The 23,199-nt window shown below is 67.0% G+C and carries 19 protein-coding genes and 2 pseudogenes; 9 read left to right on the top strand and 12 right to left on the bottom strand.

Going from position 1 to position 23,199, the window contains the following annotated elements:
- Positions 1-989: 989 nt before the first annotated feature.
- From ACXN5S_RS10525 to ACXN5S_RS10505, 5 genes are read right to left on the bottom strand one after another with little or no spacing between them, the layout of a single operon-like run.
- A complete protein-coding gene (locus ACXN5S_RS10525; protein WP_458605383.1) occupies positions 990-2,591 on the bottom strand; it encodes a gamma-glutamyltransferase in 1,602 nt (533 codons plus the stop codon).
- 5 nt (positions 2,592-2,596) lie between these two features.
- The gene (locus ACXN5S_RS10520; protein ID WP_458605382.1) at positions 2,597-3,505 is read right to left on the bottom strand and encodes an ABC transporter permease; all 909 of its coding nucleotides are present in this window, start codon (positions 3,503-3,505) and stop codon (positions 2,597-2,599) included.
- Entirely contained in the window at positions 3,502-4,557 is a 1,056-nt protein-coding gene (locus tag ACXN5S_RS10515; RefSeq protein ID WP_458605381.1) for an ABC transporter permease, read from the bottom strand. Before ACXN5S_RS10515 ends, ACXN5S_RS10520 begins: the two co-directional genes overlap by 4 nt.
- The gene (locus tag ACXN5S_RS10510) at positions 4,554-6,098 is read right to left on the bottom strand and encodes an ABC transporter ATP-binding protein (RefSeq protein ID WP_458605380.1); all 1,545 of its coding nucleotides are present in this window, start codon (positions 6,096-6,098) and stop codon (positions 4,554-4,556) included. The genes ACXN5S_RS10515 and ACXN5S_RS10510 overlap by 4 nt, the downstream gene beginning before the upstream one ends.
- 1 nt (position 6,099) lies before the next feature.
- Positions 6,100-7,071, bottom strand: coding sequence for a BMP family protein (locus tag ACXN5S_RS10505; protein ID WP_458605379.1), 972 nt, complete (start codon positions 7,069-7,071; stop codon positions 6,100-6,102).
- 291 nt (positions 7,072-7,362) lie between these two features.
- Between ACXN5S_RS10505 and ACXN5S_RS10500 the strand changes: the two genes are divergently transcribed.
- Both ACXN5S_RS10500 and ACXN5S_RS10495 read left to right on the top strand, forming a co-directional pair.
- Complete coding sequence (locus ACXN5S_RS10500) at positions 7,363-8,157, top strand: cysteine hydrolase family protein (RefSeq protein ID WP_458605378.1); 795 nt, start codon at positions 7,363-7,365, stop codon at positions 8,155-8,157.
- Between the two features lie 198 nt (positions 8,158-8,355).
- On the top strand, positions 8,356-8,994 hold the full coding sequence (locus tag ACXN5S_RS10495; RefSeq protein WP_458605377.1) for a TetR family transcriptional regulator: 639 nt from the start codon (positions 8,356-8,358) through the stop codon (positions 8,992-8,994).
- A gap of 167 nt (positions 8,995-9,161) precedes the next feature.
- On the opposite strand, the pseudogene ACXN5S_RS10490 reads toward ACXN5S_RS10495, so the two are convergent.
- Positions 9,162-9,437 (bottom strand): annotated as a pseudogene (locus ACXN5S_RS10490) (integrase core domain-containing protein); the annotation flags it as partial.
- A gap of 11 nt (positions 9,438-9,448) precedes the next feature.
- Here ACXN5S_RS10490 and ACXN5S_RS10485 point away from each other — a divergent pair.
- Both ACXN5S_RS10485 and ACXN5S_RS10480 read left to right on the top strand, forming a co-directional pair.
- Positions 9,449-9,619, top strand: a pseudogene (locus tag ACXN5S_RS10485) (IS5/IS1182 family transposase); the annotation flags it as partial.
- Positions 9,620-9,953: 334 nt separating this feature from the next.
- Complete coding sequence (locus ACXN5S_RS10480; RefSeq protein ID WP_458605403.1) at positions 9,954-10,499, top strand: NAD(P)/FAD-dependent oxidoreductase; 546 nt, start codon at positions 9,954-9,956, stop codon at positions 10,497-10,499.
- Between the two features lie 94 nt (positions 10,500-10,593).
- Here the strand turns inward: ACXN5S_RS10480 and ACXN5S_RS10475 are convergent, their stop codons facing one another.
- The 6 genes from ACXN5S_RS10475 to ACXN5S_RS10450 form a co-directional block, all read right to left on the bottom strand.
- The gene (locus ACXN5S_RS10475) at positions 10,594-11,292 is read right to left on the bottom strand and encodes a copper homeostasis protein CutC (protein ID WP_458605376.1); all 699 of its coding nucleotides are present in this window, start codon (positions 11,290-11,292) and stop codon (positions 10,594-10,596) included.
- A gap of 29 nt (positions 11,293-11,321) precedes the next feature.
- On the bottom strand, positions 11,322-12,302 hold the full coding sequence (locus tag ACXN5S_RS10470) for an NAD(P)-dependent oxidoreductase (protein WP_458605375.1): 981 nt from the start codon (positions 12,300-12,302) through the stop codon (positions 11,322-11,324).
- Positions 12,299-13,624: an alpha-L-fucosidase gene (locus tag ACXN5S_RS10465; RefSeq protein ID WP_458605374.1), complete on the bottom strand. Its 1,326-nt coding sequence runs from the start codon at positions 13,622-13,624 to the stop codon at positions 12,299-12,301. The genes ACXN5S_RS10470 and ACXN5S_RS10465 overlap by 4 nt, the downstream gene beginning before the upstream one ends.
- A 35-nt stretch (positions 13,625-13,659) precedes the next feature.
- A complete protein-coding gene (locus tag ACXN5S_RS10460) occupies positions 13,660-14,583 on the bottom strand; it encodes an ABC transporter permease (protein WP_458605373.1) in 924 nt (307 codons plus the stop codon).
- On the bottom strand, positions 14,583-15,503 hold the full coding sequence (locus tag ACXN5S_RS10455; protein ID WP_458605372.1) for an ABC transporter permease: 921 nt from the start codon (positions 15,501-15,503) through the stop codon (positions 14,583-14,585). The genes ACXN5S_RS10460 and ACXN5S_RS10455 overlap by 1 nt, the downstream gene beginning before the upstream one ends.
- A 90-nt stretch (positions 15,504-15,593) precedes the next feature.
- Complete coding sequence (locus ACXN5S_RS10450) at positions 15,594-17,138, bottom strand: ABC transporter substrate-binding protein (RefSeq protein WP_458605371.1); 1,545 nt, start codon at positions 17,136-17,138, stop codon at positions 15,594-15,596.
- Between the two features lie 219 nt (positions 17,139-17,357).
- Between ACXN5S_RS10450 and ACXN5S_RS10445 the strand changes: the two genes are divergently transcribed.
- Genes ACXN5S_RS10445 through ACXN5S_RS10425 form a run of 5 tightly spaced genes read left to right on the top strand, consistent with a single transcriptional unit; the run spans position 17,358 to position 22,870 of the window.
- Positions 17,358-18,431, top strand: coding sequence for an ROK family protein (locus ACXN5S_RS10445; RefSeq protein WP_458605370.1), 1,074 nt, complete (start codon positions 17,358-17,360; stop codon positions 18,429-18,431).
- Entirely contained in the window at positions 18,428-19,873 is a 1,446-nt protein-coding gene (locus ACXN5S_RS10440) for a M81 family metallopeptidase (protein WP_458605369.1), read from the top strand. The genes ACXN5S_RS10445 and ACXN5S_RS10440 overlap by 4 nt, the downstream gene beginning before the upstream one ends.
- A complete protein-coding gene (locus ACXN5S_RS10435; protein WP_458605368.1) occupies positions 19,873-20,844 on the top strand; it encodes a Gfo/Idh/MocA family protein in 972 nt (323 codons plus the stop codon). Before ACXN5S_RS10440 ends, ACXN5S_RS10435 begins: the two co-directional genes overlap by 1 nt.
- Complete coding sequence (locus ACXN5S_RS10430; RefSeq protein ID WP_458605367.1) at positions 20,838-21,884, top strand: ABC transporter ATP-binding protein; 1,047 nt, start codon at positions 20,838-20,840, stop codon at positions 21,882-21,884. The genes ACXN5S_RS10435 and ACXN5S_RS10430 overlap by 7 nt, the downstream gene beginning before the upstream one ends.
- Positions 21,881-22,870, top strand: coding sequence for an ABC transporter ATP-binding protein (locus tag ACXN5S_RS10425; RefSeq protein WP_458605366.1), 990 nt, complete (start codon positions 21,881-21,883; stop codon positions 22,868-22,870). Before ACXN5S_RS10430 ends, ACXN5S_RS10425 begins: the two co-directional genes overlap by 4 nt.
- Positions 22,871-23,199: the final 329 nt, after the last annotated feature.

The raw sequence follows: 23,199 nt of genomic DNA, 5'->3' as shown, positions 1-23,199 counted from the left end.
GACCGAATAGAGACCTGTTTCTGGTATCGCTTCCCACTTGGCCGGTGACATCCTTCACGATCAGGCTGCGCACGGTGGACGACGGGAATGTGGCGCCGCCCGACAGATTCCCCGTGCAAATTGCCGTGGGTACGCCGCTCACGGTCGTGACGGAGCAGGCCGCCAGGGCCGGAGAGGTCAACGCAGCGAACACCGCGACCGACGGACCGAGCAGGAGACAAGCTTTCAGGCTCATATTCCGCAGGTTCGTGGCGATCACGAGGGGAGAGGCGGCGGTATTTGCGCCGAATTGGCCATCACGAGAGGCCGTGGCCTGATTCCCGGACAATGCGCCCGACTTGTGCTCGTTCGACATCATCTCGATGCTCCCCTTCGCTGGGTCATGAGGTGAGTGGAGGAGAAACATCGGCCTCTTGACCGGCCGCCGGCATTGATACGGGCAGCTACTCGTCTTTGCTGGCGGCAGATGCGCGCCGGGCGCATTGCCGAACTCAACCGATTGCCGAAGATCATTGCCCAACGGGCATCCACGATCTTTTGGGAAAGCGCGCGAAGGGACGCCCTGCTGCCGGAAAGGCGCGAGGCAACCCGAGGGCGAGGCCTGGCCCAAAGGGGCAATGACATTTCGAGAATCAGAAGGCGGCTTCCAGACACGTCTCAGCTCCAAGACACCGACGAGACCGATGGTCTCGTACAAAAAGTCTCGTGCCCTAACGCCTGGACCTTAGGATCGAACACGACCCGTCGGCATATCCGCGGCAAGGACAGCTTCGTGCCGCGCGTCTTCAGACAAATGAAATATAACCCAAAATTCAACCTAAAGATAGGCGGAGACGGGGCGATAAACTCTAAGATTTGTCTAGACTCATATAATAACGCTATCTGTAGAGTTGCGCCCCTTTCCGCTCTAGAATTGAGACGACCGAAAACTCCACTAAAATACGCCATTGATGGTGTAGATAGACACCACCATTCCGGGAATTGAGTACTCATCGTTCACTTTTCCGATCGGTCGGGGTTGATCCAGCTGTTCCCTTCCCCCTCGGGTCATGACTTGCCGTCTTTTCGCCACCGGCTCCCATGCGCACCGCCCCCGCCTGACCGGCCAAGGGGCTGAGAGGTGAAAGAAGGGTGAGTTCGTGCTTCATGGCTGTCAGCCGCGTTTGAAGCGCAACACCCGCATTTACTTCGATTTTGAGCGTGTCACGAGAATCGGAAAACGTTCGGCCCAATAAAAAGCGCGGTTCCGCAAGAGCTTCCTCGATTTCCGCACCATCTGATAGAAGCCGATCGAGAATGACCGTCAGGGTCTGCGGTTGCCCATCAGCCCCCTGCGTTCCGAAAAGAATGGTCTCTCCATTTCCTCGTACCGCAAGGCCCGGGGTCAAGGTGTGGAAGGGCCGCTTGCCTGCTTTCAAGCCATTCGCATCGCTGCTTTCGCCGCTGAACGCTGCTCCCCGGTTATGCCATAGAATGCCGGTATTGCCGACCGGAATACCCGAGCCCCAGTCGAAGTAGGTGCTTTGCAAGCCACTGACGCAGCGACCCTCGTTATCGATGACGGCAAGATAGGCGGTGTCTGCCGTTTGCAGCGTAGCCGGCCAATTGTTCGCGACAGCTGGGGAAATGCAGCCCGCCATTTTGTCTATCGCAGGACCAGATGGAATAGCCCTGGATTGGTTGGAAAAGTCCGGGTCGCCCAGCTTGGAGCGATGCAGGAAGGCCTGTTTGACTGCTTCGACCTGAAGGTGCATTCGCATGGTCGGATCTGCCGGGCGTCGATTGGGCCCGCACAAGCGAACAAGCAACGCCTGGATCAGCAGCGTTGTCGCCCCCTGCGTGGGAGGTGGCGGGGCGAACACGGTCCAGTCACCCGACCGGAGCGACAGGGCCGCCTCGGATCGGGCCTCGGTTTTGACCAGATCCGAGAGGGCGATGGGCGACCCGGCCTCGCGCAGACCAAGCGCAAGCTCTCTCGCGACAGATCCTGTGCGGAAGCTCTCGAGGCCTTCCTCGATCAGCAGGCCAAGTATCCGCGCCAGAGCACCCTGCCGAAACAACGTTCCGACCTCGGGCGGCTGGCCCCCCGGCATGAAAACCTCGGCGAACCCCGGCCAACGATCCCGCTCGGAACTTCGGAAATCGAGCCAGAATGCGTGCGATCCGCTGATCGGAAAGCCCTGCTCGGCAATGTCCCTCGCTTCGGACAGCAGGCCCCCGAGCGGCAAGCCGCCGGTCCATCGGTCGCCCGAAAGCCGCAGGAGGGCTTGCCAGGACGGCACGAGGCCGGCCGTGGTGAGCATCGAGCCAGCGCCACGGTTGGGGATGGGGCCGCGGTCGCAAGGAACCGCTGCTGCGGCTTGGCCGATCCCCAGGATCGAGCGCCGGAGGCCCTCACGATCCGAGACGATCCAGACGCCGTCTCCACCAAGCCCGCAAAAATAGGGGCAGGTGACCGTCAAGACCGCTCCGGCGGCCACTGCGGCCTCCGCGGCGGTGCCGCCCTTCCTCAGCACGGCCAGGCCGGCCTCCGTCGCCAGAGGGTCCGGCGTGCAGACGATGCCCTCGTCGGCGGACGCGGTGGCTGACATGGGCCCTACCATGGTTTCGCAAGACAGGCTGGCGCCCTCTGCCGCCCCGCCAACCCGGCGACAGCCAGAAGCGCGAGGAGGTAGGGCAACATGGTGAGCAGCGCCGTAGGGGCATCGAAGCCGAGAGCGGGCAGCTGGAACTGCAGTGCATTGGCCGCCCCGAAGAGCAAGCAGGCGAGGATCGTGCGTAGTATCTGCCAGTTGCCGAAGATCACCGCGGCAATCGCGAGGTAGCCGGCACCGCTGGTCATTTCCTCGGTGAAGGAATGGATGTCGCCGATCGACAGGAAGACGCCGCCGAGAGCCGAGAGCAAGCCGGTGGCGATGATCGCCCCCGTCCGCAGCCAACGCACCGGCACGCCGGAATTCGCGACGGCACGCGGGGCATCGCCTGCCGCGCGCAACGCGATGCCGAGGCCGCTGCGATACATCACCCACCAGATCAGACCACCTGCCACAGGGATCATGTAGACGAGCCAGATCTGCGAGAAGGCAGGCCCGATTGCGGGGAGCTCGGTGAGCGGCCACGGCTCCCACTTGTCCCAGCCCGGGATCACTTCGCGCGACCGGGCACCGAAGAGCAGCCGGTAGCCGAGAGTCGTCGCCCCGATGACCAGAATGTTGATGCCGATGCCGGTGACGATCTGGTTCGCCCGCATCACGTTCGTCAGGAACGCCTGCAGCGCGGCGACGGGTAGAACGGCGATCAGCCCGAAGAGAAGCCCCAGCATAGGGCTTCCTGTCAGCCACGACCCGACGGCGCCGGCGAAAGCGCCTGTCAGCATCATGCCTTCGACGCTCATGTTCAGAACGCCGGCTTTCTCCGAGATGTACTCGCCGAGCGCGGCGAAGGCGAGCGGGGCGGAGAGCCGCAAGGTCGAGCCGAGGAACAATCCGATCAGGTCCCAGGTCATCGGCGTCGGCCCTCCAGCCAGAACGCCGCGCCCGCGACGAAGACGACGATCAGCCCCTGAACGATCTGAACCAGCGCGGTCGGGACGGAGGCCACCATCTCCATCATGATCCCGCCCGAGCGCAGAAAGCCGAAGAGCAGCGCCCCGAGGATCACACCCGAGACCCGCCCGCGCGCCAGCAGGCCTACGACTAGACCATCGAAGCCGTAGTTCGAGCTAAACCCGGCCTTCAGCGCATATTGCTCGCCCTGGATCATGATCGCGCCGGCCAGCCCGCCGAACGCGCCGGCAATGGCCAGCGCCAGAATCATGTGGCGGTCGACGGCGACCCCGGCGCGAAGCGCGGCGGTGGGGTTCTCTCCGACAAGCCTCAGGCGGAAACCGAACACCGAACGCTCGAGCAGAAGCCAGGTCGCCGCCGCGAGGATCACGGCAAGGATCGCGCCCGCCGTCACGGGCGCCGCGTAGGACCCGGTGAGCAAAGGAATCTGGGTACTCAGGGGAATGCTGGAGGATTCCGGCAGCGTCGCCGCCGACGTCGCGGGCTGTCGCAGCAGCGCGGGGGATTGCACGGTCCAATAGACGACCCAGATCGCGATGAAAGACAACAGCAGGGTCGAGATGACCTCGTTCGTGCCTGCCCTGGCCTTGAGGACCCCCGCGATGCCCCCCCAAAGAGCGCCGGCCAGACAGGCGGCAGCCATCGGATATAAGAACGGCAGCGGCCAAATCAGCTGTTCGGCCCCGCCGTGAAGGGCGATGGCCGTTGCGGCCACGCCTCCCATCGCGATCTGGCCCTCGCCCCCCACATTTGTCAGCCCGGCCCGCGACGCGATGATGAATCCCAGCGCGACGAGTGCGAAAACGACCGCGCGGTTGATGGAGATGGATAGGGAATATCCGCTGCCGAATGCGCCCTGCATGAAGGCACCAACGGATGCCGACACGGAGGCCCCGGTGGCGAGGATCAGCAGCGCACCCACGGTGAAGGCCCCCAGCACCGACATCACCTGCACGGCGCCGGGAACGCGAGTGACGTCGCTGATATTCATGCGGCATTCCCCGCCATCAGCGCGCCGATCTCTTCGCGGTCGGTGCTGTCGGCCTTGCGGTGGGCGACGATGCGGCCACGGTAGATGACGAGGATGCGGTCGGAGGCCGCGAGCACCTCGTCGAGTTCCGACGAGATCAGAAGGACGCCGACGCCCCCCTCGCATGCCTCGCGAATCATGTCGTAGACGGAATTGACCGCGCCGATGTCGAGCCCACGGGTCGGCTGCGCAGCGAGGAGAAACTTCAGCCCCGGCGTGGTCAGTTCGCGCGCCAGAACGGCCTTTTGCTGGTTTCCTCCCGAAAGGTCCCCGATTGCAATACCGGGGCCTGAGGCGCGCACGTCGAACCGATCCATGAGGCCGGCGGCGTCGCGCCGCATCCGCGTCCGGTTCATCAAACCGAAGCGACTGTAAGCTTCGAGCCGGTTGTTCAGAATGTTGTCGGCGACGCTCATCCCGTCGGCTATGGCGACACCGTGCCGGTCCTCCGGCACGATCCCGACCCCCTGACGGGTAGCATCGCGCGCCGTCACATGGGTGAGTTCGCGATTACCGGCGAACCAGCGCCCGCCGCTGGGGCGCAGCACGCCCGCGAGGATATTGCCTAGCTCGGTCTGGCCGTTGCCCTCGACCCCGGCGATACCGACGACTTCGCCCGCGCTCACGGTGAAGCTTGCCCGATCGAGGCGCAGGGCGCCCATCGCGTCGCGGTAGCTCAGCCCGTCGGCCTGCATCACGTCCGCACCGCGCCTCTTGCCCGCCCTTCGGCGGCGCCGACTGGCATCGGGCAGCTTGTCGCGACCGATCATGGCGCTGACGATCCGGTCCATGTCCCGGGCGGGCGAACGGGACGTCGCGACACAGCGCCCTGCCCGAAGGACGGTCACGCGGTCCGCCGCCTGGCGGATCTCGGCCAGCTTGTGGGTGACCAGCATGACGGCGCACCCTTCATCGGCGACACGGCGGCAGGTCTCCAGCAAGGCGCCAATCTCGTCCGGCAGGAGCACGGCAGTCGGTTCGTCGAGGACCAGTATCCAGGGGCGTCGAACGAGCGCCTTCACGATCTCGAGCCGCTGCCGCTCGCCAACGGCCAGATCGCCCACCCGCTGCGTCAGGTCCAGCTTCAGACCATAGCTCGCCGCGAGGGCCTCGATCCGGGCGCGGGCCGCCCTGCGATCGAGCCGCCGCAGCGTGCTCCCGAGCAGAAGGTTGTCGAGCGCCGTCAGATCGGGGGCGAGCGAGAAATGCTGATGCACCATGGCAACGCCCCCCTCGAGCGCCTGCCGCGGCCCGAGGGGTAGGTAAGGAGCGCCCAGACATTCCATCTGACCCCCGGTTGGCCGCAGCACTCCGAAGATCAGGTTGCAAAGGGTCGATTTCCCCGCCCCGTTCTCTCCCAGAAGGCAATGGATTTCGCCGGCATTCAGGCGCAGGTCTATTCCGTCCAGCGCCTTGAAGGCGTCGAACGCTTTCGTGATGCCGCGCATCTCGAAGAGCGGCGCGGCATCCGTGGGCGGATGAAGAGGCTTATCCGCCTGCATATCAGCCTTCCAGCGTCTCAATGTCACCCGCGAGGAGCTTTTGCATGATCTCCTCGAGTTCGGCCTCAACCTCCGGATCGCTGTTGCAGACGACCATGTCCGACGCCTCGCTGCCCATGGCGAGCCCGAAGGGTTTGTAGCCCGGCTCCCATGTGCCCTCGACGAGCTGATCAATGGCATATTCGACCTGATAGCCAACGCCGGTGATCGAATAGGCGATGTAAAGGGGATCGACGCCGCAATAGTCGGAATAGCTGCCGATGATGTGGGTGCCGTTCTCGGCCGCGGCCTGCTCCATGCCGCGCAGGCCGAGATTCAGGATGTGGTAGTGAACATCCGCGCCCTGGTTGATCGCGGCGAGCGTGGCTTCCTTCGAGCCGGCGACATCGTCGAAGTCCCCGGTATAGGCTTCGAAATACCGGATGTCGGGATTGATGTAGCGCGCACCGGCACCGAACTCCTCGCCCGCGTTGACGATCGAAGGGATCTCCGCCCCGCCGACATAGGAGACGGCGCCGGTTTCCGACATCAGCGCAGCGGCGGCGCCGGCAACGAACGCGATCTCGGCCTGTTTCACGTCGTAGCCCGCGACGTTCGGAGCCTCCTGCCCCTCGTTGCCGCCAACGATCGAGAAGCTCGTGTCGGGGAAGCGCGCTGCGATCTTGAACACCGCCTGCTGCGTCTGGCCGCCGACGCCGATGACCAGATCGTTGGCCATCGCCAACTGGGTCAGCGCCTGCTCCATGTCGGCGTCGCTGATGTTCTCGATCATCTGCACCTTGAGCAGGTCGCCATGCTCGGCCTGCGCGGCGACGAGGCCGTCATAGCCCGATTCCATCCAGCCCTTGTCGGAGGTGGACCCGGGGATCAGCACCCCGACATTGTGCGTTTCGGTCTGTGCGACGGCCGCGGTAGACGAAAGTTGCGCCGCGACCAGAGCGACGAAGGAGACGAATGTTCGGCGGTTCAGCATGTCTTGTCCTCTCATGACATCCAAGGTGCGCCCGTCCGGGTGATGCGACTTGGTGCTCTCGCCATCCGGGTCGCCCCGAGCCAAACCCGATTCTCGCGGCCTGCGAAGGACGGATAGAGCAAATTGACCCATTTGGTAAGTAAGTGTTTACTTTTTGAGCGAGGATGTTCAGCGATCGCCTCACGTTAGGTCAGTCATAAAAGATGATGGGGTCAAAGTCCGGGCAGCGATGGGCAAGCCCGCCCGTCTGGCGCAGGGTGAGATTACACACCCGCCCACGGAGGTTTTCCGATGAAAGACGATCCAAGCACCGATGAAGAAGGCGAAGCGCTCGGTATTGGCCGCACCTTCCGCTGGAGAGCGACGCCGGACACCGTCGACATGTCCATGCGCGAACCGGCCCCCCGCCGCATCGAGATCTTGTCACAACCGCAATCGGTGATCTGCGATCTCAACCGCACGGCCATCGTCGTCATCGACATGCAGAACGACTTCTGCACCAGCGGCGGCTGGGTCGATCATATCGGCGGAGACGTCGCCCCCGACCGCGCCCCTATCGAGCCGCTGCAAGCCCTGCTGCCCGCGCTGCGTGCCGCTGGTGTGCCGGTGATATGGGTCAATTGGGGGGTCCGCCCCGACGCGGCCAACCTGCCGCCCAACCAGATCCATCTCTACAAGCCCACCGGCGCCGGCACCGGCATCACCGAAGAGCTGCCGAACGGCCACAAGGTGCTCACCAAGGATAGCTGGGCGGCCGCCACGGTCGACGAACTGGCGCCCCTGCCCGAGGATTACGAGGTCGACAAGCACCGGATCAGCGGCTTCTGGGACACGCCGCTCGATTCCATCCTGCGCAATCTGGGCACTAGGACGGTGCTGTTTGCCGGAGTGAACACCGATCAATGCGTCTTGCATACGCTGACGGATGCGAACTTCCTGGGCTACGGCTGCATCATGGTGACCGATTGTTGCGCGACGACCTCGCCCGACTTCTGCACGGCAGCGTCGATCTGGAACGTGAAAAAGTGCTTTGGCTTCGTCTGCGAGTCGGGCGACGTGCTACGCGCGCTACCCCGGGCAAAATGACCTGCAGCGAGCGCTCGGTCGCCGCCACTGCCTCTGCCTCCATAGCGGGCTATGAGATGCCAGGATCCGTCTGACCAAGGGTCAAGGCGGCGACACCGGGGGTGCCCTCTCCACTGTAGAGGGCCAAAGGTCCTTGTTAAATGTAGCCGATCGGAGCGGGAGTTTTTCACCTCCGAGCAGACGGGCAGGACAATGCCAATGAAGACCGCCAAAACCAACCGGAAACCTGAGGTCGCGACCGAGGATCGCATACTCGCTGCGGCCCATCATGAATTCGTCTCTCACGGATTTGCAGGGGCGAGGATCGAACGCATCGTCAAGCAGGCGCGTGTCAATCCCAGGATGATATACCATCATTTCGGTGGCAAATCCGGCCTATACCTCGCTGTACTGGAAGGCAGCCTCGCAGGTCTGCGTGAACGAGAGATGATGGTAGATTTTGCTCACGAGCCACCCATCGAAGGGCTTCTGAAGCTATCTGATTTTCTCAACGACTATTTCAGGGAGACGCCGGATCTGGTTCGTCTTCTCACGAACGAGAATATCGAAGGCGCCCGCCACATGAAGGCATCAAAAGCCATTGGCGAGATGTCCTCGCCGGTTCTGGATCAGATCGGCGGCCTGCTGGAGCGGGGTGAAAAAGAGGGTTCGATCCAGCCAGGCATCGATCCGCTGGTTCTCTACATCCAGCTCGTGGCGCTGTCGCAATTTCATATCTCCAACATGCATACGCTGACGACGATCTTTTCTGTCGACATCGCCTCGGATGACTGGAGGGATCGGCACAGAGCTGCGACACGCACAATGATCAGTCGCTACCTCGGGAAAGTCGGATAGTCCAAAAATTTTAATGCGTTTGGAAGAAACGGCATTGGGAAGCTACGAGCTGGATTATGTGGTAAGTGACCTGAGCCCCGACTCTCCTCGGACCATTCGGAGAGTCCGCGAGTTGTTGCTCCGCTCCCCAACTTTGGACCGCCGGAAGTTAGATTTTTCCGGCCGTCTCACGATGACGGGCTGGCTGCGTCACCGGGATAATGCAGGGCGATCGGGACTTTGTATCCGATCGCACTGTGGGGTCGGTCCTCGTGGTAGTGCCTACGCCAATCCTCGAGCTTTTCGCGGGCGTCGGCAAGGCTCATGAACCAGTGCGCGTCCAGACACTCTGCCCGGAGCTTCGAATTGAACGCCTCGATGAACCCGTTGTCGGTCGGCTTTCCGGGCCGCGAGAAGTCCAGGGTGACGTCGTTGGCATAGGACCAGAGGTCGAGGTCCCGTGATGAAGCTAGGGAAGAAGGTCGAGATGCTGTTCGCGCACCTCAAGCGCATCCTCGGGCTCGGAAGTCTCCGACTACGGGGACCTTGCGGCGCGAACGGCGAATTCCTGCTCGCCGCCACCGCCCAGAACCTCAGGAAACTGGCGAAGATCCTTCCCGCACCGCAGCAACCACGAAGGGCTTGAGCAGAAAGGCCCCTGCGCTAATCGCGGGCGCCGAATTTCTGCGCTCGCGAAGGGGTGTTTTCCACAGAATCGGCTCTTAGCGGAGCTATGCTGCGATGCCGCATGTTCCGCTTCGAGCCCGTTTCGACCAATGCTGCGGTGCGAACGGAGAGCTGCATTCTAGCGCCACCGATCATTGGTAGAGCAGTTGCACATCTCTCTATTCCCTCCTCACCGCTCTATGCTGCCGGCGGAAACTCCCCAACCCTGAAGAACCTCTGCCGGAGTGCAGGATGCTCTTCGCATGCTTCGTTGAAGTCGAAGACTACGATGTCCTGCAAGTCATGCTGCGTGCATTCCGGCCGGGCCCACCGCCGCGACGCACGCGGTCGTGGCATGCGGGGCCTACTCCACCCAGCTCTCCGCCCGCCTCGGAGACAGGATCCCGCTGGATACCGAGCGCGGCTATCACGTCATGATCAAGGCGCCCGAAACCGTCCCCGCCCTGCCGATCACGGATGCGAGCTCGAAATATGTCGCGACCCCGATGCAGCACGGGTTGCGGCTGGCCGGCACTGTCGAGTTCGCCGGCCTCAATGCCCCGCCCGATTTCAGCCGCGCCAGGCTGTTGCTCCGCCAGGCGCGCGAGCTGCTGCCCGGGTTGTCCGGCCCCTATGCCGACAGCGACCTCTCCCTCTGGATGGGCCGACGTCCATCGATGCCGGATTCCCTGCCGGTCATCGGGACATCGCGCCGCTCGCCGGATGTCATCTACGCCTTCGGCCATGGCCATATCGGCATGGCGAGCGGATCGCGGACAGGCATGATGGTGCGCGATTTGGTTCGAGGCGGGTGGCGGCAGAACTCCCAGAATCCGTTCTCACCGCAGAGATTCAGGTAGCCTCGGCGGCCTGCGTAGTCCGCGGCAATGACCGAGCCGTGGGTGTGCGGGGGCGGCATTGAACCACCGGCACGAGGTTTCTCATTCCACTGCTCTAAAACGCCAACGCCTCGCGCAGCGCAGCCACACGATCCGGACGGGTGAGGCGAGGCGGGCCGATCCCGATCCGCTCTGCTCCGCTCTCCGCCACATCGACGGAGCCGGCGGAGGCGTGGACGGCGGAGACACCCATGCGTTGCAGGGCCCCGATGTCAGCCGTGCGCAGGCCGCCGCCGGCCATGATCTCGATGCGGCCGGAGGCTTCCGCGACCATCGCCGCGATGACCGGCAGCCCCTCGCCGACCGAGGGCGCTCCGCCGGAGGTGAGGATGCGCGTCAGGCCGAGCTCCGCCGCCTGCCCCGTCGCCTCGACGGGGTCCGGCGTGCAGTCGATCACCCGGTGCAGCGTCACCGGAAGCCCGCCCGCCGCGTCGCGCAGCCGCGCGAGCGTCACGAGATCCAGCGTGCCACCCGGGTGACAGGCGCCGATGACGATGCCGGCAGCGCCGCCGGCGCGCATCGCCGCGATATCGGCAAGGGCAGCGGCGAGATCGTCGGCGTCATGGAGGAAGCCGCCGGGGCGGGCGCGGATCATGGCATGTGCCTCCGCCCCGACATCGCGGGCGACGGCGAGCAGGCCCGGCGATGGCGTGAGGCCGCCCAGCGGCAGGGCCGCGCAGAGCTCCACCCGGTCCGCGAGGGTGGCGGCGCGCAGGCTCTCCGGCGCGTCGACGCAGATTTCCAGCTGGATCATGATCCGGCCCTCTCCTGTCTTGTCACGGCCTAGTAGCCCCGTGCCGGGTCGACGATGCCGGGCACGGGCTCGCCGGCGAGATAGGCGTCGATGTTCTCGGTCATCCGCGCCGCCTGCGCCTGCTCCGCCCGATCCGTCACGCCGGAGACGTGCGGCGACAGGCGGATGCCGGGGTGCGCATAGAGCGGGCTCCCGGCCTCGGGCGGCTCGGGCCATGTCGCATCCAGCGTGGCCGCCCGCAGCGCGCCGCGATCCAGCGCCGCGAGCAGCGCGGCCTCGTCGAGCAGCGCGCCGCGGGCGACGTTGACGAGATGCAGGCCGGGCCTGGCCGCCGCGAGCACCTCTGCGCCGACCATCCCGCGGGTCGCCGGCGTCAGCGGCAACGCCAGGACGAGGTGATCCGACCGGGCCGCCAGCTCCGCCATATCGCCGGCCATCTCGATGCCCGGCACTTCGCGGGGCGCGCGGGCCAGGCCGACGACGCTCATGCCGACGCGCTGGCCCAGCCTCGCGCAGGCGAGGCCGATGTCGCCCAGCCCGGCGATGCCCAACACCTTGCCCGCGACGGAGCCCAGCGCCTTGCGCTGCCAGTCCTCCGGCCCCCGCATGGGCGCATCGAGCAGGCCCTTCTCGACGGCGAAGACCGCGCCGATCACGAATTCGGCGATGCTCTGCGACTGGATGCCGACCCCCCGCGTCACCAGCGGCACCTCGAAGGCCCAGTCGGGCAGCAGCTCGACACCGGCCGACATGGTCTGCAGCCAGCGCAGGCCATGCGGCCACCCATCCGGGCGCCCGCCCGCGGCCCCCCATTGCGCCTGATGGGTGAAGAGCACCTCCGCGTCCTCGGCCACCTCCCACGGCGCCGCGGCGGGGACGGAGCGGCATGTCACCGCCGGGTGGCGCTCCACCATCGCCGCCTCGGCGGGTGGCAGGCTGCAGGCGATGGTCAGCGGCGCCCTGCGGGCGGGGGCGCCCTCGGCCGGCTCGGCGTTCCGGGCGAGGGTCACGTCAGCTCCAGCTTGATGACGGGGATGACGACATCCGGCCGGGCGACCGGCAGCTCCAGCACAAGGTCGCCCGCCGTGGCCGCGATCTGCATGTCGTCATTGTGGTTGTCGGGCGTCGCGACCAGCGTCCTGATCTCGGAGCCATCGGCCATGAGCTCGGCATAGGCGACCTTACCGGCCAGCCCTGGCAGATGCAGGTGGCGGAAGGGCCAGGCGAGCACGTGCAGGTAGAGGAGGTTGCCCCGCTGCGTGACCCGGCAATCCTGCACCGGCCCGATCTCCGCCGCGCCGGCCCCGATGATCGCCTCGCCGTGCAGCGCCATCCACCGGGCGTAGGTCTCCAGTGCCTCTCGCGAGGCGGCGTCGAACTCGCCGCGGGCCGTGGGGCCGACGTTCATGAGCAGGTTGCCGCCCTTCGACACCGTGTCGACGAGGATGCGCAGCAATTGCTCGCCGCTCTTGCCCGGCCCCGCCTCTCGCGAATAGCCCCATGGCCCGGCGAGCGTGTGGCAGGCCTCCCAGGTGACGCGCTCGCCGTCCCGCGTGGGCCAGGCGTTCGGCACGTATTGCTCGGGCGTCACCACGTCGGGCACCAGCTCGGGCAGGTCGACCCGGTTGTTGATGAGGATGTCGGGGGCGAGCTTGCGGACATGGGCGATCAGCGCCTCAGACCCCCAATCCTCGCGCCCCTTGCCGCGCAGGCCATTCTCCTCGCGATGCGGATAGGAGAAGTCGAACCAGATGATGTCGATCGGCCCGTAGCCCGTCAGAAGCTCTTCGATCTGCCCCAGCATGTAGGCGCGGTAGCGCGCCATGTCGCGGGAGGCGTTCTGCGCCACCGCATCGGGGGCGCCCCGCTCGGGGTGGATCGGGTCGATGGTGAAATCGGGGTGATGCCAGTCGATCAGCGAGTAATAGAGGCCGATGCGGATGCCCTTGGCCCGGAAGGCCGCGACGATCTCGGCCAGCGCGTCGCGGCCGAAGGGCGTGTTGGTCGCCTTGTAGTCGGTCAGCGCGCTGTCCCAGAGGCAGAAGCCCTCGTGGTGCTTGGCCGTGATGACCACGTAGCCCATCCCCGCCGCCTTCGCCTCGGCCGCCCATGCGGCGGGGTCGAAGCCTTGCGGATCGAAGCGCTCGAAATAGCGGGCGTAGTCGGCGGCGGCGATCTCTTCGCGCTTGGCCACCCATTCGTGGCGGGCGGGCAGCGCGTAGAGGCCCCAGTGGATGAAGAGGCCGAACCGCGCCTCGGTGAACCACGCCTTCTTCTCCGGCGAGAGCGGCGCGGGCAGATCGTGGGCCGGCGGAGCGGGGTGCGGGGTCATGGTCGGGTCTCCGGTTCTTCAGAAGGCAGCCGCGCTCAGGGGCGCGGGTCGAGCAGGTCGCGCAGGCCGTCGCCGAGAAGGTTGAAGCCCAGCACCATGACCATCACCGCCAGCCCGGGGAACAGCGACAGGTAGACGTTGACGCCGATGAAGTTGCGCCCCTCGCTCATCATCGCCCCCCATTCCGGCAGGGGCGGCTGCGCGCCGAGGCCGAGGAAGGACAGGCTCGCCGCCGAGAGCACCACGGTGCCCGCCGTCAGCGTCGACTGCACGATGATCGGCGCCAGCGCGTTGCGCAGGATGTGGTCGAACATCAGCCGCAGCCGGCTCGCGCCCAGCGCCATGGCGGCCTCGACGTAATCCATCTCGCGCAGCGACAGCGTGATGTTGCGCGTCAGGCGGGCATAGACCGGCACCGCGAAGATGGCGTTGGCGATGAGCAGGTTGATCAGGCTCGGGCCCAGGATCGAGACGATGAGGATGGCCAGCACCACCGCCGGGAAGGCGAAGAGCACGTCCATCACCCACATGATCGCCGCATCCATCCGCCGGCCTGCCGTGCCGGAGAGAAGGCCGAGCGGCACGCCCAGCGCCACCGCCAGCCCCACGCCCACCGCCGCTTCCAAGAGCGAGATGCGCGCGCCGAAGATGACGCGGGCGAAGATGTCGCGGCCGAACTGGTCGGTGCCGAACCAATGCGCGGCCGAGGGCGGCCGCAGCGTTGCCAGAAGGTCCTGCTCATAGGGGCCCTGCGGCGCGATGAGCGGGGCGAAGATCGCGGCCAGCACGATCAGCGCCACCAGCACGGCGCCGACCAGCAGGTTGGGCCGCTTGCGCCACCACCGCCACGAGATACCGGGGCGGACCGGCACGAAGGCGGGCTCCGCCACCGGGGAGAGCGGGGCGTTCACCGGCGCGTCGGTGCCATCGGCAGCCTGGGGACGGGAGACATTGGCCATCAGCTCACCCTCACGCGCGGATTGATCAGCATGATCATCAGGTCGGCCAACAGGTTCACCACCACGACGCTGGCGACCGTCAGCAGGGTCACGCCCTGGATCACCGGGTAATCGCGGTAGCGCACGCTATCGACGAGAAGCCGCCCGATGCCGGGCCAGTTGAAGACGGTCTCCGCCACCACCGCGCCCGAGACCACCGCGCCGAAGTTCAGCCCCACGATGGTGACGATGGGGATGAGCGCGTTGCGCAGCGCGTGGTTGCGGTAGACATGCGGCTCGTCCACGCCCTTGGCGCGGGCGGTGCGGACGTAATCCTGCCCCAGCACCTCGATCATCGACGAGCGCGTCATCCTTGCGATGATCGCCGTCGGCAGCAGGGCCAGTGTGAGTGCGGGCAGCACATAGTGCTTCCACGTGCCCATCCCCATCAGCGGCAGCCAGCCGAGCTGAACGGAGAAGTAGTTCATCCCCATCAGCGCCAGCCAGAAATTGGCGAGCGAGGCGGCAAGGATCGCGGCCACCATCACGATCTGATCGGGCCATCGCCCGCGATAGGCCGCCGAGAGCACGCCGGCGGAGATGCCCACCACGATGGCGAAGACATAGGCCACGATGGCGAGGGCGAGCGTGTTGGGGAAGCGCTTGGCGATCTCCTGCACCACCGGCTGCTTGGAGCGCAGCGAATTGCCGAGATCGCCCTGCACCGCGTTCTTCAGGAAGAGGCCGTATTGCACGATCACCGGCTGATCGAGCCCGAGCCGGGCGCGCACGTCGACGAGCACCGCCTCGGGCGCGTCGGGGCCGGCCATCAGGCGGGCCGGGTCGCCGGGAAGCGCCCGGACGGCAAGGAAGACGATCAGCGACACGCCAAGAAGGATCAGCGGCAGGCCGAGGATCTTGCGCAGGAAGTAGGCTTTCAAGGGAGGCGGCTCCTGCCGTCACGCGGCACCGGGAAAAACAGTATCCCCGGGGGCGGCACCCGCCCCCGGGGGTCTCTCAGGTGGCGAGGATTACTCGGTCACGCTCACGTCGGTCGCCACCAGCAGGCCGCCCGGGCGCACCCAGATGCCCTCGATGTCCGTCGCCGTGGCGAAGAGGTCGACCGGCTTGTAGAGCAGCACGTGCGGCGCATCCTCGTTGATGATGTTCTGGATCTCGAGGTACTGGGCGATCCGGCTTTCGGTGTCGCCGTTGGAGGCCGCCTCGTCCATCAGCGCATCCAGCTCCGGGTTGGAGTAGAAGCCGACATTGGCGTCCGTCGGGCTGAAGCTGTCGGTGTGATAGAGCGCGCGCAGCTGCGTATCGGCATCGAGCGTGGCCGACGAGAACGACGCGATGATCATGTCGACGTCCTGCTCGGCCTTCTCTTCGGGCCCCGCGAACATGACGTCGGACATCACGCCCGTCTCCAGACGCGTGATTTCCAGATCGATCCCCGCCTCGGCCCACATGGCCTGCAGGGCCTGCGCGATCGGCGCTTCCTGGTCCTGCACGAAGAGGTTCACCTCGACGCCATCCTCGTAGCCGGCCTCGGCCAGAAGCTCCTTCGCCCGCTCCACGTCGTAGGTGTAGGGCTCGAGCGTGTCGTCGTAGCCGAAGACCGCCTCGCCGAGCGGCGAATTGGCCGGCGAGCCGTAGCCGTAGAGCAGCGCCTGCACCAGCGCCTCGCGGTCGGTGGCGTAGTTGACGGCCTGGCGCACCTCGAGGCTGTCGAAGGGCTCGATCGTGGTGGTCAGGGCGGCCCAGAACACGCGGCTGGAGGCGCCGCTGTTCAGCTCAAGCTCGGGGTTGGCCTCGATCTGCTGGGCGAAGATCGGCGAGGGCGCGTTGACGACGTCGGCATCGCCCGATTGCAGCGCCATGGAGGCGACGGAGGGCTCGCTCGACCAGATCCAGCGGATCTCCTCGACCTCGGCGGGGTCGCCCCAGTACTCGTCGTAAGCCGATTGCAGCACGTATTCGCCGCTCGCCCACTCTTCCAGCATGAAGGGCCCGGTGCCGATGCCGGCGGTCTCCAGCGTGCCTTCCTCGCCGGCCGTCGGGCTGACGATACCGGCATGCATCATGGCGACGAGCGCCGGGAAGGCCGGGTAGACCTGCTTGAGGCCGAATTCGACGGTGTAGTCATCCGTCGCCGTCACCGTGTCGATGATCGGGCGGAAGCGGCCGCCGCTCGGCAAACCTTGCGATTCATCGAGAAGCCGCTCGAAGGTGTAGACCACGGCGTCGGCGTTGAACTCGGTGCCGTCGTGGAAGGTCACGCCCTCGCGCAGCTCGAACGTCCAGGTCAGGCCGTCTTCGGAGGCGCTCCACTCGGTGGCGAGGCCGGGCACCTGGTTGAGGTCCGCGTCCAGCGCCACGAGGTTTTCGAAGACCGTCGCGAGGATCGACATGTTGTAGGTGCCGCCCATCGTGCCGGGCTCCATGCTCGCCGGGGGCTCTCCCTGCAGGATGGTGACGCTCTGCGCGAAGGCGGGGCCGGCGAGGGCCGTGGTGAGGCTCAGCGTGGCGGCGCAGGTGGCCACCCGCAGGCTGGTCTGGCGTGTCTGGGTCATGAGGACTTCCCTGTGATCCTGTGCATCAAATGGGCGGAGACTTTTGCTAATGGGTGTCTAAACCAAGGTTGATTAAGTTCACGGACTATTTTATCTGTCAAGGGAACGGCGCCCTGACAGCGAAAGACACCCATGCAACCAGCTCTTTCAGGCAGTGCCCGCGCCCTCCTCAGGGCGATCAGCGCCTCCGGCCCACTGTCCCGCGCGCAGCTTGCTGAAATGTTGGGCATCTCGCGGGCGCAGGCGACGAACCTCAGCCGAGACCTCCTCGACACCGGCCTCATCTACGAGGCGGAGACGGTTTACGGGCAGGGACGTCCCTCGATTCGCCTCGGCCTCAACCCCGGCGGCGGCTACCTCATCGGCGTCTCGCTCGATCATGACCCCTGCGCCGTCGTGCTGACGGACCTGCAGGGCAAGGATCTCGCCTCCGCTACCCTGCCCCTCAGCGGCGATCCGGCCGCGCTCGGCCAGTCCATCGCGGCGCTGCTGCCCAAGCTCTGCGCAGAGGCCGGCATCACCGCCGATCGCATCGTGGCCATTGGGCTGGCGGTGCCCGGCTTCGTCGATGCCGACCAGCAGACCTGCCTGCAGTCCTCCTTCATGGGCTGGCGCGACAGGAACGTCGCCGCCGAGATCCGCGAGGTCACGGGCATCGCCACCTACATCGAGAACGACGCCAACGCCGTCGCGCTCGGCGAACGGCTCTTCGGGCGCGCCCGGCAGTGCGACGATTTCCTCCTCGTCTCCCTCGGCACCGGCATCGGCGGCGCGATGTTCATCGACGGCAAGCTGCGCCGCGGCCATGGCGGCGGCGCCGGAGAGCTGTCGCACGCCACGATCGAGCCGGGCGGCCCGCCCTGCCGCTGCGGCAAGCGCGGCTGCCTGACCACCATCGCCTCCGGCCGCGCCATCGTGGCCGACGCCCGGGCCGCGGGCCTGCAGGCCGGGAGCCTCGAAGAGGTCGAAACCCTCGCCGATCAGGGCAACACCGACGCCATCGCGATCCTGCACCGGGCCGGCGGCGCGCTCGGCCTGTCCGTCTCCCACGCGGTGCAGATGCTGAACCCCGAGCTCGTGCTGATCGTCCTGCAGATCGGCAGCATCGACGGGCTGATGCACCGCGTCGTCTCCCAGACGCTCGAAACCAACCTGCTGCCGCGCTTCGCCGCGCGCACACGGATCGAGTTCGAGACCGTCTCCGCCGCGTTCTGGGCCCGGGGCGCCGCCGCTGTCGCCGCCGAACGGTTCCTCCTCACGCCTCCGCCTCCCCTGACCAAGGACGAAGAATGAAAATTGCCGTCGCCGGCCTGCATATCGAATGCTCGAGCTACAATCCCGCGCGCTCCCACGCCGAGGATTTCATCACCCTGCGCGGGCGCGAGATCACGCAGTCGCCGCAATTCTCCGTCCTGTCGGAATTCGATGCCGAGCTCCTGCCCGCCTTCTATGCGCGCGCCGTGCCGGGCGCGCCCATCGCGATGGAAACCTACCAGGCCTTCAAGGCCGAGATCCTGCAGCGGCTGGGCGCCCTCATGCCCTTCGATGGCCTCTATCTGCCGCTTCACGGCGCCAGCCACGTGGCCGGCATGGAGGACAGCGAGGGCGATCTCGTCACCGCCATCCGCGATCTGGTCGGGCCGGACATGCCGATCTCGGCCTCGTTCGATCTGCATGGCAATCTCAGCCAGCGGATCATCGACAGCATCGACATGTTCACCGCCTACCGCACCGCCCCCCATATCGACGTGGAAGACACGCACCGCCGCGGGATGCGCCAGCTCATGCGCTGCCTGACCACCGGGGAGCGGCCGGGTGTCGTCTGGGCGAAGATCCCGGTGTCCCTGCCCGGCGAGCGCACCTCGACGGAGGCAGCCCCGGCGGATGGGCTCTATGCGGCGCTGGAGCAGCATGAAGCGCCGGAGGGGATCTGGGATGCCGGCCTGATGGTCGGCTATGTCTGGGTCGACGAGCCCCGCGTCACCGCCGCCGCCGTCGTCACCGGAACGGACCGGCCGGCGATGGAGCAGGCCGCGCGGGACATCGCCCAATCCTATTGGGACGCCCGCGAAGACTTCGACTTCGGCACCGAGACTGGCGAGACCCGCGCGCTTATCGCCAAGGCCATGGGCGACGTCCCCCGCCCGGTCGTGCTGGCCGATAGCGGCGACAACCCCACCGCCGGCGGCGCCGGTGACCGGGCCGGCGTGCTGGCGGCGCTGATCGCGGCGGGCGCGCAACGGGCCGTCCTCGCCGGCATCGCCGACCGCCCGGCGACGGAGGCCGCCTTCGCCGCCGGCGTCGGCGCCGAGATCACCCTGCCCATCGGTGGCACCATCGACACCGGCGGCTCCGAGCGGATCGAGGTGACGGCCGAGGTGCTGCGCCTGATCACCGACGGCGACGCCCCCGCGCAGAACGAGGCCGTCTTCCGGGCCGGCGGGATCACCTTCGTCACCTCGGCGCGCCGCCGGCCCTACCACCACTTCTCCGATTTCGCGCGCCTCGGGATCGACCTCGCCGAGTTCGACATCGTCGTGGTCAAATCGGGCTATCTCTCGCCGGACATGAAGGCCCACGCGGCCATCTCGCTGATGGCGCTCTCCCCCGGCATCGTCGACCAATACGTCGAGCGCCTGCCCCGCAGCCGGACCCCGGTGCCGACCTTCCCCTTCCAGCGCGACTTCGACTACGCGCCAGAGCCGCAATGGTCTGCCCGGGCCGGGACGACCTGATGGCCGGGCGCGCGCCACTGTCCTGGGGGCTGATCGGCGGCTCGCGCATCGCGGCGGCGGCGATCATCCCCGGCCTGCGCGCCGCCGGCGAGCGTGTGCAGGCCGTTGCCACCCGCGACCCGGCCCGTGCCCGCACCTTCGCGCAAACGCATGGCATCGCCGCCGCCCATGAGAGCTACGACGCCCTGCTGGACGACCCGGCGATCACGGCCGTCTACATCTCGCTCACGAACGACGCCCATGCCCATTGGGCCGAGCAGGCCTTGCGCTCTGGCCGCCATGTGCTCTGCGAGAAGCCGCTCGCCATGACCCCGGCGGAGGTCACCCGCCTTCGCGCCGCCGAGGACGCGGGCGGCGCGCGGCTGATGGAGGCCTTCTGCCACCTCTACCACCCGGCGAACGTGGCCCTCAGGGAGGCCATCGCCAGCGGCGCCCTCGGCACGCTCGACGCGGGCCATCTGACCTTCTGCAACCCGCTGGACCTCGCCGGAGACTTCCGCGCCCGCCCCGACCTCGGCGGCGGCGCGGCCTATGACCTCGGCGGCTACTGGCTGTCGCTCATGGCCCGTCTCTGCGGCGGGATGCCCGACGTGCTGGCCGCCGATCACCTGATGGACGGCGCGGTCGACCTCGGCTTCGCCGCCCTCGCCCGCGCCGGCGAGATGCGCCTCAGCGTGCAGGCCTCCTTCGCCGGGGCCAAGCGGCAGGGGCTGGTGCTGATCGGAGAGCGCGGCATCGCCGAGATCGACTGGCCCATCTCCCACAAGGACAAGCCGGTGAGGCTGACGCTCGGCGGCACCACCGAGACCTACGCCCCGATGGACCCCTACGCCGCCATGATCGACCATTTCTGCGGCGCCATCGCCAGCGGCGCCCCCTTTCTCTTCGACAGCGCCGCCTCGCTGGCCCTCTCGGAGCAGATCGAACGCCTGCTGCCCGCCGCCCTCAAGGAGGCCCGCGCCCCATGCTAGACGCCCCTGACACCCAAGCCGGCCAACCGGCCCCGCCCGTCCTGTCGGTGCGCGACCTGCGCACCTACTTCCACACCGAGCGCGGCGTGGTGAAATCCGTCGACGGCGTCACCTTCGACGTGCGGCGCGGCGAGACGCTCGCCATCGTCGGCGAAAGCGGCTCGGGCAAGTCGGTGACCAGCCTCTCCGTCATGGGTCTCCTGCCGAAGCCGCTGGGGCGGATCGAGGGCGGCGAGATCACCTTCCGCGATGCGGCCGGCACCAGCCACGACCTGATCCGTGCCCCCGCCCAGACGATGCGCCGCCTGCGCGGCAACGACATCGCGATGATCTTCCAGGAGCCGATGACGAGCCTCAACCCGGTCTACTCGGTGGGCGACCAGATCGCCGAGGCCATCACGCTGCACCAGGGCAAGGGCCGGGCAGCGGCCCGCGACGCCGCCGTCGACATGCTGCGGCTCGTGGGCATCTCGGCGCCCGAGAAGCGCGCCGCGGCCTATCCGCACCAGCTGTCCGGCGGCATGCGCCAGCGGGTCATGATTGCCATGGCGCTCTCCTGCCGCCCGGCCCTGCTGATCGCCGACGAGCCGACAACGGCGCTCGACGTGACGATCCAGGCGCAGATCCTGCGGCTCATCAGCGACCTCAGCCGCGACACCGACACGGCGGTGATGTTCATCACCCACAACCTCGGCGTCGTCGCCGAGATCGCCGACCGGGTGGTCATCATGTACGGCGGGCGCGTGGTCGAGGAAGGCCCGGTGGAGCAGGTCTTCACCGCGCCCCACCACCCCTACACGCGCGGCCTCCTCGCCTCGATCCCGGGCGCCGGGCAGGCCAGCGGGGCGACAACCAAACGGGGCGCGCGGCTCACGGCCATCCCCGGCAACGTGCCAAGCCCCCTCAACCTGCCGCCCGGCTGCGCCTTCGCCCCCCGCTGCGAGCATGCCCGCGACGCCTGCCGCCAGCAGGAGCCGCCGCTGGAAGACGCCCCCGGCGGGCGCCGGGTCCGCTGCCTGCGCTGGAGGGAGATCGCATGAGTGACACGCTGCTCGAGGTGAAGAACCTCACCACCCGCTTCCCCATCCATGGCGGCGTGCTCGGCCGGCAGGTGGGCGAGGTCCATGCCGTCGAGGATGTTTCCTTCACTCTCCGCAAGGGCGAGATCTTCGGGCTCGTCGGCGAATCCGGCTCGGGCAAGACGACGGTCGGGCGCTCGATCCTGCGGCTCAACGCGCCCTCCGGCGGGCAGGTCTGGTTCGACGGCAAGAACCTCCTGTCCCTCGACGCCAAGGGCTTTCACCCCTATCGCCGCCGCATCCAGCTCATCTTCCAGGACCCCTTCGCTTCGCTGAACCCGCGCAAGACGGTCGCCGGCATCATCGGCGAGGCGCTGGCCATCCACGGGCTGGCGAAGGGCCGCGCCCGGCAGGAGCGGATCGCCGAACTTCTCGACTGGGTGGGCCTGCCGGCCGACGCCGCGAAACGCTACCCGCACGAATTCTCCGGCGGGCAACGCCAGCGCATCGGCATCGCCCGGGCCCTCGCGGTGGACCCGACGCTTCTGGTCGCGGACGAGCCGATCTCGGCCCTCGACGTCTCGATCCAGGCGCAGATCCTGAACCTGCTGCAGGACCTCAAGGATCGGCTCGGCCTGACGATCCTGATGGTCGCGCATGACCTCTCCGTGGTCGAGCATGTCTGCGACCGGGTGGGGGTGATGTATCTCGGCCGGCTGATGGAGGTGGCGGAGACCGAAGACCTCTTCGCCCGGCCCCGCCACCCCTACACGCGGGCGCTCGTCGATGTCGCGCCCCGCATCGTCTTCCCGCGCAGGCGGCGCCACGAGGTGATCGAGGGCGAGATCCCGTCGGCGATCAATCCTCCCTCGGGATGCGTCTTCCGCACCCGCTGCCCCCACGCCACCGAGGCCTGCGCCGAGACCGTGCCGCCCCCGGAGCATGTGGGCGAGGGGCACCGGGTCGCCTGCATCCATCACGAGGCCATCGCGGCCAAGGCGCCCTGACGGAGGGGCCGAGGCCCCCTGCTCCGCGCATAAGGCCGTGCACGCTCTCCTAGAGATCGCCGAGAACCTCATCCGCCGCGCCCTTGCCGAGCAGCCACTGGTCGAGACGTCCGTGCCCACATATCCAGTGAAGGCGATATCGCCCGCGGCCTGTTCCAGTGTCTGAAATATCGCGTCGTTCTGGAAGCGCAAGCAGCGCTTAGTGGAGAAAAATTGACGCCTTCGCAGTTCCGGTGATTGGAAAAAAGCTTCCTGAAAGTCTAATCCCTCTAAAGAACGGACTTGGTGTAAAGGTCTTTGACAAGGTTGTGCTTACCTAGGCGTCTCGG

The sequence above is a fragment of the Pseudoroseicyclus sp. H15 genome, from assembly GCF_054353345.1.
The sequence above is the reverse complement of the archived record's forward strand: the minus strand, read 5'-3'. Positions and strand labels throughout refer to the sequence as shown.

Excerpts from the sequence above, each read along its gene's own strand:
- ACXN5S_RS10435 (WP_458605368.1), top strand. The coding sequence starts at position 19,873 with ATGGCCGGGCGCGCGCCACTGTCCTGGGGGCTGATCGGCGGCTCGCGC.
- ACXN5S_RS10440 (WP_458605369.1), top strand. The coding sequence starts at position 18,428 with ATGAAAATTGCCGTCGCCGGCCTGCATATCGAATGCTCGAGCTACAAT.
- ACXN5S_RS10425 (WP_458605366.1), top strand. The coding sequence starts at position 21,881 with ATGAGTGACACGCTGCTCGAGGTGAAGAACCTCACCACCCGCTTCCCC.
- ACXN5S_RS10515 (WP_458605381.1), bottom strand. The coding sequence starts at position 4,557 with ATGAATATCAGCGACGTCACTCGCGTTCCCGGCGCCGTGCAGGTGATG.
- ACXN5S_RS10520 (WP_458605382.1), bottom strand. The coding sequence starts at position 3,505 with ATGACCTGGGACCTGATCGGATTGTTCCTCGGCTCGACCTTGCGGCTC.
- ACXN5S_RS10510 (WP_458605380.1), bottom strand. The coding sequence starts at position 6,098 with ATGCAGGCGGATAAGCCTCTTCATCCGCCCACGGATGCCGCGCCGCTC.
- ACXN5S_RS10525 (WP_458605383.1), bottom strand. The coding sequence starts at position 2,591 with ATGTCAGCCACCGCGTCCGCCGACGAGGGCATCGTCTGCACGCCGGAC.
- ACXN5S_RS10500 (WP_458605378.1), top strand. The coding sequence starts at position 7,363 with ATGAAAGACGATCCAAGCACCGATGAAGAAGGCGAAGCGCTCGGTATT.
- ACXN5S_RS10460 (WP_458605373.1), bottom strand. The coding sequence starts at position 14,583 with ATGGCCAATGTCTCCCGTCCCCAGGCTGCCGATGGCACCGACGCGCCG.
- ACXN5S_RS10445 (WP_458605370.1), top strand. The coding sequence starts at position 17,358 with ATGTTGGGCATCTCGCGGGCGCAGGCGACGAACCTCAGCCGAGACCTC.
- ACXN5S_RS10430 (WP_458605367.1), top strand. The coding sequence starts at position 20,838 with ATGCTAGACGCCCCTGACACCCAAGCCGGCCAACCGGCCCCGCCCGTC.
- ACXN5S_RS10450 (WP_458605371.1), bottom strand. The coding sequence starts at position 17,138 with ATGACCCAGACACGCCAGACCAGCCTGCGGGTGGCCACCTGCGCCGCC.
- ACXN5S_RS10495 (WP_458605377.1), top strand. The coding sequence starts at position 8,356 with ATGAAGACCGCCAAAACCAACCGGAAACCTGAGGTCGCGACCGAGGAT.
- ACXN5S_RS10465 (WP_458605374.1), bottom strand. The coding sequence starts at position 13,624 with ATGACCCCGCACCCCGCTCCGCCGGCCCACGATCTGCCCGCGCCGCTC.
- ACXN5S_RS10475 (WP_458605376.1), bottom strand. The coding sequence starts at position 11,292 with ATGATCCAGCTGGAAATCTGCGTCGACGCGCCGGAGAGCCTGCGCGCC.
- ACXN5S_RS10505 (WP_458605379.1), bottom strand. The coding sequence starts at position 7,071 with ATGCTGAACCGCCGAACATTCGTCTCCTTCGTCGCTCTGGTCGCGGCG.